The organism is Nocardioides hungaricus (genome assembly GCF_054782915.1).
In genome coordinates this window covers 1-13,551 of the sequence record NZ_BAAGRO010000048.1, presented here as the reverse complement: position 1 = coordinate 13,551, position 13,551 = coordinate 1, and the positions used below count along the sequence as shown (strand labels likewise).

The 13,551-nt window shown below is 75.3% G+C and carries 12 protein-coding genes; 2 read left to right on the top strand and 10 right to left on the bottom strand.

From position 1 onward, the window contains the following. Positions 1-38: 38 nt before the first annotated feature. Positions 39-1,148: an epoxide hydrolase family protein gene (locus ACYVKX_RS18080; RefSeq protein WP_460835069.1), complete on the bottom strand. Its 1,110-nt coding sequence runs from the start codon at positions 1,146-1,148 to the stop codon at positions 39-41. A 67-nt stretch (positions 1,149-1,215) separates the two neighbouring features. Here ACYVKX_RS18080 and ACYVKX_RS18075 point away from each other — a divergent pair, with 67 nt between their 5' ends. Next, positions 1,216-2,163, top strand: a complete 948-nt coding sequence (locus ACYVKX_RS18075; RefSeq protein WP_460835068.1) for a helix-turn-helix transcriptional regulator — start codon at positions 1,216-1,218, stop codon at positions 2,161-2,163. 30 nt (positions 2,164-2,193) lie between these two features. Here the strand turns inward: ACYVKX_RS18075 and ACYVKX_RS18070 are convergent, their stop codons facing one another. Next, complete coding sequence (locus tag ACYVKX_RS18070; RefSeq protein WP_460835066.1) at positions 2,194-2,361, bottom strand: hypothetical protein; 168 nt, start codon at positions 2,359-2,361, stop codon at positions 2,194-2,196. A 107-nt stretch (positions 2,362-2,468) separates the two neighbouring features. Beyond that, positions 2,469-3,098 carry a type II toxin-antitoxin system PemK/MazF family toxin gene (locus tag ACYVKX_RS18065; RefSeq protein WP_460835065.1) on the bottom strand — a complete coding sequence of 210 codons (630 nt, stop codon included), beginning with the start codon at positions 3,096-3,098 and terminating at the stop codon, positions 2,469-2,471. Positions 3,099-3,517: 419 nt separating this feature from the next. Here ACYVKX_RS18065 and ACYVKX_RS18060 point away from each other — a divergent pair, with 419 nt between their 5' ends. Further along, entirely contained in the window at positions 3,518-4,516 is a 999-nt protein-coding gene (locus ACYVKX_RS18060; RefSeq protein ID WP_460835064.1) for a GNAT family N-acetyltransferase, read from the top strand. Here ACYVKX_RS18060 and ACYVKX_RS18055 read toward each other — a convergent pair. The 7 genes from ACYVKX_RS18055 to ACYVKX_RS18025 all read right to left on the bottom strand — a co-directional run bounded on the left by ACYVKX_RS18055 (position 4,479) and on the right by ACYVKX_RS18025 (position 13,274). Beyond that, on the bottom strand, positions 4,479-5,948 hold the full coding sequence (locus tag ACYVKX_RS18055; RefSeq protein ID WP_460835063.1) for an oligosaccharide flippase family protein: 1,470 nt from the start codon (positions 5,946-5,948) through the stop codon (positions 4,479-4,481). The genes ACYVKX_RS18060 and ACYVKX_RS18055 overlap by 38 nt on opposite strands. After that, complete coding sequence (locus ACYVKX_RS18050) at positions 5,941-8,082, bottom strand: glycosyltransferase (RefSeq protein ID WP_460835062.1); 2,142 nt, start codon at positions 8,080-8,082, stop codon at positions 5,941-5,943. The genes ACYVKX_RS18055 and ACYVKX_RS18050 overlap by 8 nt, the downstream gene beginning before the upstream one ends. Next, positions 8,079-9,473 carry an O-antigen ligase family protein gene (locus ACYVKX_RS18045; RefSeq protein WP_460835061.1) on the bottom strand — a complete coding sequence of 465 codons (1,395 nt, stop codon included), beginning with the start codon at positions 9,471-9,473 and terminating at the stop codon, positions 8,079-8,081. Before ACYVKX_RS18045 ends, ACYVKX_RS18050 begins: the two co-directional genes overlap by 4 nt. Next, the gene (locus ACYVKX_RS18040; protein ID WP_460835060.1) at positions 9,470-10,297 is read right to left on the bottom strand and encodes a polysaccharide deacetylase family protein; all 828 of its coding nucleotides are present in this window, start codon (positions 10,295-10,297) and stop codon (positions 9,470-9,472) included. Before ACYVKX_RS18040 ends, ACYVKX_RS18045 begins: the two co-directional genes overlap by 4 nt. Beyond that, positions 10,290-11,588, bottom strand: coding sequence for a nucleotide-binding protein (locus ACYVKX_RS18035; protein WP_460835059.1), 1,299 nt, complete (start codon positions 11,586-11,588; stop codon positions 10,290-10,292). Before ACYVKX_RS18035 ends, ACYVKX_RS18040 begins: the two co-directional genes overlap by 8 nt. Continuing rightward, positions 11,585-12,730 (bottom strand): cellulase family glycosylhydrolase, encoded by a 1,146-nt coding sequence (locus ACYVKX_RS18030; protein WP_460835058.1) that lies wholly within the window; start codon positions 12,728-12,730, stop codon positions 11,585-11,587. Before ACYVKX_RS18030 ends, ACYVKX_RS18035 begins: the two co-directional genes overlap by 4 nt. A gap of 115 nt (positions 12,731-12,845) precedes the next feature. Beyond that, entirely contained in the window at positions 12,846-13,274 is a 429-nt protein-coding gene (locus ACYVKX_RS18025) for a cupin domain-containing protein (protein ID WP_460835057.1), read from the bottom strand. Between the last annotated feature and the right edge of the window lie 277 nt (positions 13,275-13,551).

Genomic DNA, 13,551 nt, shown 5'->3' with positions numbered 1-13,551 from the left:
CCAGCAGCCGCCCGGCCATGCCCCCGCCGGCGCGGCGCTCAGCCCGCGGGCGCGAAGAACGCCCGCAGGTCGGCGACGACGGCACTCGGGTTCTCCAGGACGGCGAAGTGCCCTCCCCCGTCGAGCTCCGACCAGTGCTGGATGTTGGCGTTGTCGCGCTCGGCGAGGGACTGGATCGTCTGGAAGTCGTGGCGGAAGACGGCGACGCCGATCCGGCCCGTGCTCACCACCGACTCGCGCTGGGCGTGCGCCTCCTCGTAGTGGTAGCGCACCGAGCCGGCCGCGGTGTTGGTCAGCCAGTAGAGCGTCACCTGCTCCAGCACCTGTTCCGGGGTGACCAGCGCAGTGCCGTTGCCGAAGCTCTCGAACAGCTCGGAGTAGGCGAGCTGTCCGACGGGGCTGTCGGACAGGCCGGCCGCGATCGTCTGCGGCCGCGAGCCGTTCATGGCGTTGTAGCCCCCGACCGACTGGAACCACTGCATGTGCTCCAGGGCGGCGTACTCCTTCGGGCCGAAGCCCTCGAACTCGGCCGGGTCGCCGGACGGGAACGCGAAGAGCTGCAGCACGTGCGCACCCAGGAACCCCTCGGGGTCCAGGATCGCCAGCTCCCGGCCCACCAGCGCGCCGCTGTCCGAGCCGTGCACGCCGTACGAGGTGTAGCCGAGCCGGCGCATCAGCTCGTCGTAGGCGCGGGCCACCCGCGCCATCGTCCAGCCGCCGTCGACGACCGGGGTGGAGAAGCCGAAGCCGGGCATCGAGGGGATCACGAGGTGGAAGTCCTCGGCGAGCGCCTCGACCAGCGGGAGGAACTCGAGGAACGAGCCGGGGTAGGTGTGCGCCAGCAGCAGCGTCCGGGCATCTGGGTTGGCCGAGCGGACATGCACGAAGTGGATCGTCTGGCCGTCGACCTCGGTGAGGAAGTTCGGCACCGCGTTGATCCGCTCCTCGACCGCGCGCCAGTCGAACCGCTGCCAGCGCTCGACCATGTCGCGCAGGTACGACGTCGGGGTGCCGTACTCCCAGGAGTCGGCCGGGGCGGCCGAGGCGAAGCGAGTGTGGTCGAGGCGGCGAGCGAGGTCGTCCAGCTCGGCTTGGGGGATCTCGACGGTGAAGGGGCGGATGGACGGGGTGGTGGAGTTCGTGTTCATGTCCCGGACGTTAGGTAAGGTTCCGGAAGATACGGTTCCGGAGTTTTGGACGTCACCGGGAGAGATCATGGGCGAGACCGCGACCCGCACCCTGGCGCTGCTCGCCCTTCTGCAGAGCCGGCCGGACTGGTCGGGTGCCGACCTGGCGGACCGGCTCGGCGTCTCCGACCGGACCATCCGCAGCGACGTCGCGCGGCTGCGCCAGCTGGGCTACCCCGTCGATGCGGTGCGCGGCCCCGGCGGGCGCTACCGGCTGGGCGTGGGCGCGAAGCTGCCGCCGCTGCTGCTCGATGACGAGGAGGCCGTCGCGGTCGCCGTCGGCCTCCGCGCGGCGACCGGGCTGGCGGGGGTCGAGGAGACCAGTGCCCGGGCGCTGGCGAAGCTCGAGCAGGTGCTGCCCGACCGGCTGCGCCGCAAGCTGAGCGCAGTCGTCCGGGCGACCACGGCCGGGCCGGCGAACACCGACAGCAACGTCGCGGACCCCGAGGTCGACGCGGCCACGCTGGAGGCGATCTCGCTGGCGATCCGCGACCACGAGGGCCTGCGCTGCGACTACCGCGACGAGCCGCGGGAGATCGAGCCGTACCACCTGGTGGCCTGGCAGCGCCGCTGGTACCTCGTGGCCCGCGACCCCCGCACGGACACCTGGGCGCCGTACCGCGTCGACTGGCTGCGGCTCAAGACGCCCGGCGGCCGGCGGTTCGCGCCCGCGCCGTTCCCCGGCGACCTCACCGAGTTCGTGGTCCGCGAGGTCGCCCGGACCGGGTGGGCCGTGCACGCCCGCCTCCGCATCGACGCCGCGCCCGAGGAGGTCCTGGCCCGGATCAACCCCGCCGTCGGCACCGTGGAGGCGCACCCGGACGGCGGCAGCGTCCTGGTCACCGGCGGCGACAGCCTCGAGGTGGTCGCGGTCTGGATCTCCATGCTCGGCATGCAGTTCCACGTCGACGAGCCACCGGCCCTGGTCGAGCACGTCCGCGAGCTGGCCGCGCGGTACGCCGCGGCGCTGCCGTAGCCCGCGGCTCAGCCCGCGAGACGGCGTGGGTCAGGCGTCGTCGCGGGTGAACGGCGAGCCCCGCTCGAGACGGGCGTGCGCTCGGCGCCGGCGCTCCTCGCTGGGGCAGCCAGCCGTCTTGCGCTCGGCGCGCTTGACCAGCTTCGCGGTCGGGACGTCCTTCCGCTCGGCGTCGACGGGCGCCGTCTTCATGCGCATGGCCGCACTCCCTTCCTCGTCGTTCATGGTACGCGGCCAGGGCACAGGTGCCGTGGGCTTCTCACAGTCCCAGCAGCTCGAACACCCGGCCCCGGATCTCCTCGGCCTCATCTAGGCGTCACATGGGAGGCGGGCGTGCTGCGGTAGGTGATGTCGCTGAGCGGGACCGCCTGGATGTGAGAGCAGACCACCTTGCCGGTCTGGCTGCGCAGCTTCACATCGAACTCGCGCACCTTCGTGACGTTTGAGGTGACCCGGCAGGCGACCACGAAGACGTGGCCGACGAGCCGGCTGTACTCCTCGGAGGAGATGACGACGACCGGCTTGTCGGTCTCTCCCTCGATGTGCAGGTCCGCGAACCGGATCTCCCCGGTCTGGGGGAACCTCGATGGAGCCGCGGGCTCTGGGTCCGTGGCAGCCTGCGGGCTGAGGATCTCTCGGAGCGCGCTGCCGGCCTCGTCGAGCAGCTCGTCCGGAGCCTTCCATCGCACCTCGACCAGGTCGGCCTTGGGAGCGAGGAACAGGTCGTCGAAGAACACCGTTCGCTGTTCGCCCTCGACCTCCACGACAGCGGCGTACGCGCTTCCGGGCTCGTCACTGCGGTCGCCGTCGTAGACGGCCAGACACTCGACAGCGTCCATCCGGCCTCGGTTGAACGAGTCGATCGAGATGACGAGCATCTCGACGCCTTCCGCGTCGGCCCAGACCTCACCTCGCCGCGCGGTCGGTGTCCGCATGCGCCCTCCTGGTCGTACTCGCTGCCGGGTCGCTGGCGAGCAGTCTGGCACTGGGCGCCCCGCTCGTCGGTCGACCGGGAACCCCGGCTCTCCGGACTCGCCCACTCGAAGTTCCCACCTGCCGGGTCGGCAGGGTGTGGAGGGCTACCTCGTCCTCGAAGACGAGATTGGTTCCGGAGTTCGGCTCGCTCGTGGGCAGCTCCTCGAGACGTCCGTGATGGCGCGCGGATGCGCCTCACCGATGGCGGCCAGTGGATGCATCGGCTGGCCGCACGGAAGGCGTCTCCACCCGCAGACGCACGTGCGGCATTGCGGCGCTGGGCGGCCGGTGAGCGAGCACGGTGGTATGCAGCCCGAGCGACATGACTGCCGGGTGCCCAGCGCCCGCCGTCGTCTGCCCCGGCACGTATCCTCGCCGCGTGCCGCCACTTCCCGGTCCGGAGCCGGCCGCCTGGAACGCCCTCGCCCTGCGCGCGCGCAACGTGTTCGCCACCCACACCTGGGCCGACACCTGGTGGCAGGAGTACGCCGACGGCGCGGTGCCGCACGTCCTGTGCGACGACCCGGCGGATCCGCGGGTGGTGCTGCCGCTGCACTCCCGGGGACGACTGCTGCGTCAGGTGCGGTGGATCGGACACGGCCCGGCCGACCTGCTCGGCCCGGCGTGCGCGCCCGCGGACCTGCCCCGCGCGGCGCCGCTGCTCCGGGATGCGCTGGCGGACGGGCGAGTGCCGGCCGACGTCGTCCTGCTCCAGGACGGGCTCCAGGCGGCGCCGTGGTGGGAGGAGTTGGGGCCCACCACGATCAGCGTGGAGGTGAGCCCGGTCGTGCGCTTCGAGGAGGGGCAGGGCTGGGAGCGGTGGCTGGCCGGCAAGAGCAAGAACCTCCGCCGGCAGGTCGCCAAGAAGCGGGCGGGGCTCGAGCGGGCGCACCGGGTGGAGCTCCGGCTGGCCACGGCCGGGTCGCTGGACCGCGACCTCGCCGACCTGTTCGAGCTGCACGCGGCGCGGTGGGAGGGCGAGAGCCCGCTGCTGGCCCCGCGGCAGCGGCGGTTCACCGCGGCCTTCGCCGCCCGCGCGCTCGAGCAGGGCTGGCTGCGGCTCTGGACGATGCACGTCGACGGCCGCCGCGCGGCCGCGCTGCTGGGCTTCCGCTTCGGGCCGGACTTCTACTGCTACCAGTTCGGCCGCGACCCCGGCCTGGAGCGGGAGTCGGTCGGGTTCGTGCTGCTGGTCCACGTGGTGCGCGAGGAGCTCGAGTCGGGGGCCGCGGAGTTCCGCTTCCTGCGGGGCGACGAGGACTACAAGCAGCGCTTCGCCACCGGCGACGCCGGCGTCACGACCGTCGCTCTCCCCCGCGGCCTCCGCGGCCGCGCCGCGGTCACGCTCGCGGCCCGGCGCCGCCGGAGCGCCTCGTGAACAGGCCGAGCACCACCTGCTGCTGCTCGGGCGCGAACCGGCGGACCAGCAGCAGCCACGCCCCGACGTAGGCCGCCCCGCCGAGCGGCAGCTCCAGCAGGAGCGGCAGCGGCAGCAGCCTGAGGACCGCGAGCAGCGCGACCGACGCGCCGGCGGCGGAGGCGAGCGGCGTCAGCACCGAGACCCGCTCGCCGATCCGGCGCAGCGCGACCAGCACCACGGCCGTCTGCACGACGTAGGACACCGCGGTGGCCGCGGCGGCCCCGCTCGCGCCGTACGGCGGGATCAGCACGAGGTTGAGAGCCACGTTGACGACCAGGGCGCAGGTCGAGCCCACGAACAGCTCCCAGGAGCGCTCGAGCGCCAGCAGCACCGAGGTCGCGAACGTCGCGGCGGCCAGGAACAGCGGCGCGGGCGCCAGCCAGGCCAGGACCGGCGCGGCGGACTCGGCGTACGTCGCGCCGAAGAGCAGCCGCAGCACCGAGCCGCCCTCGACCAGGCAGACCACGGCGAAGGGCAGGTAGACGAACGCCGCCACGGCGACCGCGCGCTCGTAGCCCAGCCGCCGGCGGGCGCGGTCCGCGGTCGCGCTCATCACCGGCAGCACGGCGTAGTTGATCGCGTAGGTCACGAACAGCACGGTCTCGAGCAGGCGGTAGGCGACCGAGTAGACCGCGACCTCGCGCGGGCCCTCGAGCTGCCCGAGGAGGAGCACGTCGACCCGGAACAGCAGCATCAGCACCAGGCTGCTCAGCCCGATGAGGAAGGTGCCGCGGATGCCCTCGCGCAGGTCGGCGCGGCGCAGCGCCCGGATCGGCCGGCCGACGTCGAGGCGGCGGGCGGCGACGACGTGCGCGCCCCAGCCGGCCAGCGTCCCGGCCAGGAAGCCGACCGCGACGCCCTCGACGCCGAAGCCCGCGACGAGGGCGACCAGGACGGCGGCCGCGGTGACCAGCCGCTGCAGCACGAGCGCGGTCGACACGCCGGAGGACACCTCGCGGGCGGCGGCGGCGGAGCGGGCGGTGTGGCTCCAGAGCTCGGGGAAGCCGGCCAGCAGCATGCAGGCGAGCACCAGGCCCGACCCCAGCGACGGGTGCCCGAGCAGCACGAGCCAGGCGACCAGGAAGACCGGGAGGCCGATGAGCGTCTTCCACGCCTGGGCGGACTGGTAGAGGCGCGGCAGCCCGTCGGGGTCGGCGGCGCCGCGCCGGGTGACGGCCGGGTCGAAGCCCCAGGCGGCCAGGGAGCTGAGCACCAGCATCGTGGTCAGCGCATAGGAGATGATGCCGAAGTCGTGCTCGCTGAGCATCCGGGCGGCGGCGACCGTCCAGGCCAGCGTGGCCACCTTGCCGAGCACCTCGGCCGCAGCGCGGACGGCGGCGTTGCGCGCCGCGCGGTGGGTGACCGCGCCGACCGACATCTGCTCAGCCACGCGGCGCCACCGGCCCCGGACGCCGGGAGGTACGCCGGCCGAGCAGGCCGCGCAGGCAGCCGGCCGCCTTGGCGACGTCCTTGAGGCCCACGACGACGGGCACCAGCCACCAGGTGCCCCGGGCGACCGGCTCGTCCCGGGCGCGGAGGACCGTGGCGCCGAGGTAGCCGGCGGCGGCCGCGGCGACCACCGCCCGGGCGCGCGGCCCGCCGGCCGCGAGCACGCTCGGGCCGGCGACGTAGGCCGCACCCCGGACCAGGTCGCGGCTCACCAACGGCCAGGAGCCGGCCCGGCCGCCCCACTCGCCGTACCGCGCGTACATGCGCGCCAGGTCGCGTAGCCGCCCGGTCTGCGCCCAGGTCACCCGGGCGTCCAGGGTCAGGGCGCTGCGGCCGCCGCTCGCGAGCACCGCCTCGCCGAAGACGGCGTCCTCGGAGCTGTCGAGCCGCGGGTCGAAGCCGCCGGCGCGGCGCCAGGCCTCCACCGAGCAGGCCATCGACCGGCCGTCGAGGCGGCGGGCCGAGAAGCGGCGGCCGGTGACCAGACCGGCCGCGTGCGCCGCGAGGCTCGGCCGCCGGGCCTCGCGGAGCGAGGGGAACAGCGCGACCCGGGCGGCGTCGCGCACCGGGTCGCCGCCGTCGACGTCGTACACGCCGACGACGAGGTCGACCGGCCCGGGCTCCCCGAACGGCGCGCGCAGCGCGGTCAGCCACCGGTCGCCGGGCGTGCAGCCCGCGTCGGTGCAGGCCACGTGGCGGTGCCGGGCGGCCGCGAACCCGGCGTTGCGGGCCGCGGAGAGGTTGACCGACGGCCCCGCCAGCACCCGGATCCGCGGGTCGCGGGCCGCCCAGCGGGCCAGCTCGGCGGGCGTGCCGTCGCGGGACCCGTCCTCGACCAGGAGGTACTCGTCGTCCGGCCCGAGCTGGTCGAGCACCCGGCCCACGACCTCGTCGACGTGGCCCTCCTCGTCCTTGAAGCAGGTGAGCACGGTCATCGGCGGGCCGTCCCGGCCGGCGCCGGGGCGCCGTGCGGCCGCGGCCAGTACGGCGACGACGCGGTCGGCCCAGGCGGCGCGGTCGGGGTGGGTGGCGGCGACCGCGACACCGGCGGCGCGGAGGCCGGCGGCGGTCCGCGGGTCGCGGACCTCGCGCAGGGCGCGGGCCACGGCGCCGGGGTCGTCGGGCGGCACCACTCGGCCGGCGGCCGCGGCCATCCGCTCGACCTCGGGGTTGCCGGCGGCTCCGACGAGCGGCACCCCGGAGGCCAGCGCCTCGAGTGCGACGAGCGAGTAGCCCTCGCGGCCGAACCGGCGGCCGTCGCGCCGGGTCAGCACCGCGACCGCATCGAACGCCGCCAGGTGCCGGCCGGCCTCCTCGACCGGCCCGAGCAGGTGCACCCGGTCGGCGACGCCGAGCTCCTTCGCCAGCGCGCCGAGCCGCTCCCGCTCGTCGGGCTCGGCCGGCTCGTCGTCGCCGGCGACGACCAGCCGCCAGCCCCGGGCCGGCCCCTCGGCGAGCGCGCGCACCGCGGTGTCGACGCCCTTGTAGCCGACCAGGCGGCCGACCGCGGCGAGCGTCGGCGCGGCGCCGGCGGCCAGGCCGTGGCCGGCCCAGAACTCCCGGGCCGTGGCGCGGTCGGCCGGGCGCTCCGGCCTACGCGGAGGGGGTACGACGACGGCGTCGGACCGTCCGGTCGCGGCCACGACGGCGCTCGACATGGCCAGCACCGCGTCGGCCAGCCGGCCCAGCGGGCGGGCGAGCTCGCGGTCCCAGGAGAAGTCGTGCTTGGCCCAGCAGACGGGCACGCCGACCACCCGGGCGGCGGGCACCACGGCGGCCGCGGCCTTGACGCCGTTGGCCAGCACCACGTCGGCGTCGCCGGCCCGCAGCCGGCGGCGCAGGTCGAGGCCGCGCACGGCCAGCGACGCGGCCCGGCGCCCGGTCGGGAGCACGGTGACCGGGATGCCGCGCCGTTCGAGCTCGGCCCGCAGCGGGCCGTCCTCGAGCAGCCACACCTCGGGCCGGAGCCGGCCGGGCGCGGTGTCGAGCAGGTCGAGCAGCCAGCGCTCGGACCCGCCGAGCACCCCGGTCGGGGTGACCACGAGGAGCCGCAGCGCGGGCAGCCGGCGGGTCATCGGTCCGCCCGCTCCCGGGCGGTCACCGGCGCCGCCACGGAGGCCGCCACGGAGGCCGCCGCGGCGAGCAGGGCCAGCACCAGCCACACGGTGGTCGCGACGGTGGGGTTGCGCAGCGGGTAGTCGACCATGCCGTGGCCGACGACCGCGACCAGCGCGGCGGCGAGGACGCCCGGCAGCCAGGAGCCGGCGGCCCGCCCTCGGCGGACCAGCACGAGGACGCCGACCATCAGGCCCAGCAGCGCCAGGAGCCCGGCGGTGCCGAACTCGACCGCGACGTTGAGGAGCAGTTGATGGGCGTGCTCGACGTCCAGGAACGCCCCGAGGCGCAGCGCGTCGCTCGCGGCGGCCGCGGCGAACCCGCCCGGCCCGTGTCCCAGGACCGGCGCCTCGGCGTACAGCCTGGCCGCCTCGGCCCAGATCAGCGGCCGCTGGTCGTAGGGGTTCGACGTGGACCCGGTCACCGACGCGATCCGGGCCGCCACCTCGGCCAGCGGACCGACGCCGGCGGCCGCCAGGACGGCGCCGGCGGCCGCGACGCCCACGGCGAGCCAGGCCAGCGCGCGCCGGGTCTGCGGCACCAGGACGGCGAGCGCCGTCAGCCCGGCGACCCCGCCGAGCCAGGCGCCGCGGGAGAGGGAGAGCGCCAGCGCGGCCAGCAGCAGGCCGCCGCTCGCCAGGCACACCAGCCGGGTCCTGGTCGTCGTGGTGCAGAGCCCGACGCCGACGGCGACGACGAGCAGCACCGCGCTGAACAGCCCGAGCTCGTTGGGCTGGGCGAAGATCCCCTGGGCCCGGCCGGTGATGACGCCGCCGCCGTAGTAGCTCTCGGTCGGGCCCGATCCGAGGATCGCCGGCAGCGACGCCAGGCCGCCGGCGACGACCAGGGCGAGCACGGCGCCGTGCACCTGCTCCGGAGTGCGCAGCGCGGTCGTCGCGGTGAGCACCAGCAGCAGGAGCAGCAGGAGCTGGACGTCCAGGCGGAAGGCGAGGTCGAGGTCCGTCGCGCGCGAGGTCGCGAGGCCGGCGACGACCGCGAACGCCGCCAGCGGCAGGGCGACCGGCCACGGGGGCAGCCGCCAGTCCAGGCGCGCCGCGGCCGGCGCCAGGACGGCCAGCGCGGCCAGCGCCGAGACCGCCTGCACCAGCTCGACCGGCCCGGCCGCGACGTACCCGACGGGCAGCACGAGGACAGCTGCGAGCACGGCGAGGTGCGGACGCCACCAGGCGGCCAGCAGCGCCGCCGGCAGCCCGAGCAGCAGTACCGGACCGGCCGGGCCGAGCCGCAGTCCGGCGGCGGCCAGGGCCAGCCCCGCGAGTACGCCGAGGGCGGCCCAGCCGCCGAGGGCCACCGCCCGCGGGACGCCGGCCGGCGGCGCCAGCGCGCTCACCGGCCCCTCCCGCCGTCTCGCGTGGTCAGCGCGCGCACGTGGCGGCGTACGACCGGGGCCCGCTCGAGCACCGTCCACCAGCGGCGGTAGTGGGGCAGCCGCACCTTGAGTCGGAAGGAGCCCAGGCTGTCGGTGGCGTTGACGTCGATCCGGCTGATGGCGTGGCGCCCGACGTCGTCGAAGACCGAGAACCCCACCTCGAAGCCGACCGCGGCCACCGCCGAGCGGGCCGCGTGGTCGTGGCCGCCGAAGGGGTAGGCGAAGGACCGTACCCGCGCGCCGGTGAGCTCGGCGAGCGTGTCGTGCGCCCGGCGCACCTGGTGCTCGAGCTCGAGCGGCGTACGCCGGCGCAGGTCGGTGTGGTCCGCGCCGTGCGCGCCGAGCTCGACCAGCGGCCGGTCGTGGAGGTGGCGCAGCGCGTCGGCGTCGAGCAGCGCCTGGTCCGCCGGGCGCGGCAGCCAGCGGGCGGTGCCGCCGACGAGGTCGGCGGGCACGTAGAGCAGCGCCGGGACGCCGAGCCGCTCGAGCACCGGCACCGCGAGGTCGAGCACGGAGGTGAAGCCGTCGTCGATCGTCACCAGGAACGCCCGCGGCCCGGGCCGGCGGCCGGCCGCGAGCCACGCGAGATAGCCGTCGAGGTCGAGGGCGCGCCAGCCCTGGTCGAGCAGCCAGGAGAGCTGCTGCTCGAGGCGCTCGACCTCCACGAAGAGGTTCTCGGGGTCGTCGTCGCGCCGCCGCTCGGTGAAGCCGTGGTACATCAGCACGATCGGCTCGCGCCCGATGACCGGCATCCGGATCGTCGTGCCGGCGAGCGGCTCAGCCACGGAGTCCGCCCCTCCCGGTGAGCCCCGGCGCCTCCGCCCGGTCGCGGCCGGCCCGGTTGAGGACCACCCCGCGCACCGGCAGGCCGAGGCGGGCCAGCCGCACCGCCGTACGCTCCGCCGTCGCGCGCGAGGAGCCGAGCGGGACCACCACCACCGCGGAGGCGGTGTGCGGCGCGACGACCTCCGAGCTCTCCCCCGCGTCCAGCGGCGTGGTGTCGCAGAGCACGACATTCCACCGGCCGGAGGCGTGCCGCAGGAGGCCGGGCAGCCGGCGGTCGACCAGGTCGTCGCTGCCGCGCAGCGGCTGCGCGGGCAGGACGGCCACCTCGCCCTCGTGGTGGATCGCCGCCGCCAGCTCGGCCCGGCCGGCGAGAACGTCGCCGAGTCCCTGCCTGCGGGGCTGCCCCATCCGCGTGGTCAGGCCGGCCCCGTCGAGGTCCAGGTCGAGCACCAGCGTGGTCTCGCCGCGGCCGGCGAGCGTCTTGGCGAGCAGGAAGGTCACCGTCGTCGCGCCGGCCCCCGGCTCGGTGCCGACGACCAGCACCGGCCCTGGCGGTACGGCGCCCGCCGTGGCCGTCCACCCGCTGCGCAGCGACCGCGCGGAGGCGAGGATCTCGTCGTCCGGCGCGACCACGGAGCGCGGCCAGGAGCCGGTCAGGACGGGCAGGTTGCCGATCAGCGGTCCGCCGACCGCCTCGGCGGCGTCGCCCCCGGTGCGGATGCGCGGCCGGGTCAGCTCGAGGGCGTAGGCGACGGCGAGGGCGAGCAGCAGCGCGCCGAGCACGATCACCAGCTCCAGGACGCGCGGCGAGGCCAGCGGGCCGGGCGCCTCGATGCGCGCGGCGGAGAGCACGCTCGCGCTCGCCGACGCGTCGTCCTCGCTGAGGCCGACCGCCGCGTCCGCGACCGCCTGGGCCACCTGGAGCGCCTCGTCGCGAGTCGGCATCGTGGCCCGCACCGTGAGGCTGCCGGCGTCCTGGGAGACGGAGACGTCGACCGCGCTCTCCAGCGTCGAGACCTCGGCGCCGGTCGTGTCCGCGACGTCGCCCAGCACGGCCTCGGAGGTGACGGCGACGGCGAACCGGCCCAGCGCGAAGCGCACGGCGTCCGCGTTGGTCGTCTCCGGCGTCTCCGGTCCGACGCCCACCACCGCCACCGCGACCTCGGAGTCCGGGCGGTTCTCGACCGCGCCGACGCCGAGCACGACGGCGGGCGCCAGCACCGCGAGCACGACCGGCCAGCGGTGCCGCAGCGCCCGGCGCAGGATCCGGAGGACGGGGACCTGGTTCACGATCGTCCGTAGAGCCGGGCCAGCGTGCGCAGCACCGGTCGGGGCCGCAGGGACTCGTCGAGCAGGCCGTAGCCCTCCTGGTGCTCGTCGGTGCTCGAGGCGACGGCCGCGTCCTTGTACCAGAACGCCGCCTTCACGTAGGGGAAGTCGCGGCCCATGATCTCCAGCGCCTGCTGGGCGTACGCCGCCTGCTGCTGCTCGGTGACACCGCGGCGCCAGGGCTCGGTGTCGGGACTGTTCTCGTGCACGCTCCACCCGAACTCGGTCACCCAGACGGGCAGCCGGTCGCCGTTCTCCAGCATGGTCTTGCGCACCGCGTCGAGGTGGGCGAGGTTCCAGACCTCGCCGTCGTCCTCCGCGTCCGGGGGCGCGTCGGCCGGCGCCTGGTAGGAGTGCACCGCCAGCACGTCGAAGCAGCCGCCGACGCCCGCGTCGTAGGCGCGCTGGAGCCAGTCGTCGTCGTTGTACATCAGCCCCCCGAAGACGACCTTCGCGGACCGGTCGTTGCGGCGCACCGCCGGTGCCGCGCGGCAGAGGAGGTCGGCGTACGTCGCCGGATCGGTGCCGACGTAGAACGCCTCGAGGTTCGGCTCGTTCCAGATCTCCCACGCGTCGACGACGTCGCCCCACCGCTTCGCGGCCCACCCGATCGCGCGGGCGTAGTCGCCCGGGCGGTCGGGCGAGGTGTACTGCGCGAGCACCGGGTCGGTCTCCTCGGTCGCCCACCCGGGCGTCAGCCAGAACATCACCAGCACCTTGAGGTCGCGCCGGCGCAACTGCTCCATGATCCGGTCGAGCCGCGGCACGGCCCAGCTGCGGTCGTACCTCCCGCGCTGGGGCTGCAGCATCGCCCAGCCGACGTCGACCCGCACCCACGTCGCGCCGGACTGCTCGATGCGGTCGAGGACCCGGGCGCGCTTGCGCTGCGTGTAGTGGGTCCAGGTGGCGTGGAACTGCACGCCGAGCGCCGGCAGCCGGTCTGCGCCACCCTGGCCGGTGCTCACCGGGGCAGCACCGACCCGGCCGGCGTCCGCGGCCGACCCCGGTCCGTCGTCCCGCTGCTGCTGCACCAGAGCGAGAACGCCGAGGACCATCACGGTCGCGACGACACCGGCCGACAGGACAGACAGTCGGCCCCCCACGCGCGCACCGTACCCGCCGTTCGTTGCCCGAAACCCCGGCGTCGTGGGCTAGGACGACCCGTCGGTGCAGGGAGCTCAGCGACGTCCCTCGGGGGCAGGATCGCCCGCCGAGCGCTCAACTCTCGTCATCGAGTGCCGCCCCGTGGTGGTGCTGCTCACGAAGGTCCCCCGGTTCTCCGGCGAGGGTCGTCGCTGCTCGGGTCGCGCGATACGCCGGGTGCTCGTCGAGCTGCGTGACGAGGAGCAGCGTGTCCTTCACGGCCTTCTCGCGGTGCGTGTCCCCGGGTTCCAGCACGTAGCAGCCTCCGGCGACAACTCGCACGGGCTCGCCGCCCGTGGGTTCGACCTGCATCTCGCCGTCGACGACCATGACCTGCACCCACTCCTCATGGCGGTGTTCGTTGATGAGCATCCCGGCCGGCATGCGGTACAGAGCGGACCGGATGTCGAAGCCGCCTTCCCACAAGACCCTCTTGCCCATCACCGTGCCCCTCACGTCGAAGGGGATCCAGGTCTGCTCCTCGGCCAGGAAGTACTGCGCCATCGGTCCTTCTCCTCGTCGTCACCGCCATGAGGTGCACACCCAGGTGATCGCACCGCGGCTCTGCCCGCGTTCGGCAGCGCTCGGCAAGACAAGCAGGACGGCTGCCACCGACACATCGGGAGCCCTTCCCCATCTTCGGCCCCCATCTTCGGCCGCCCCCGGCGTACAGCGCGCGGCGACACAGAGCCGTGGAGGCCCCGTGGAGCTGGCGGTGTTCTGGTTCAGGACATCCCGGACCCCTGTCTCACGTCATCCCGGACAGGTGTCGCGAGTCATC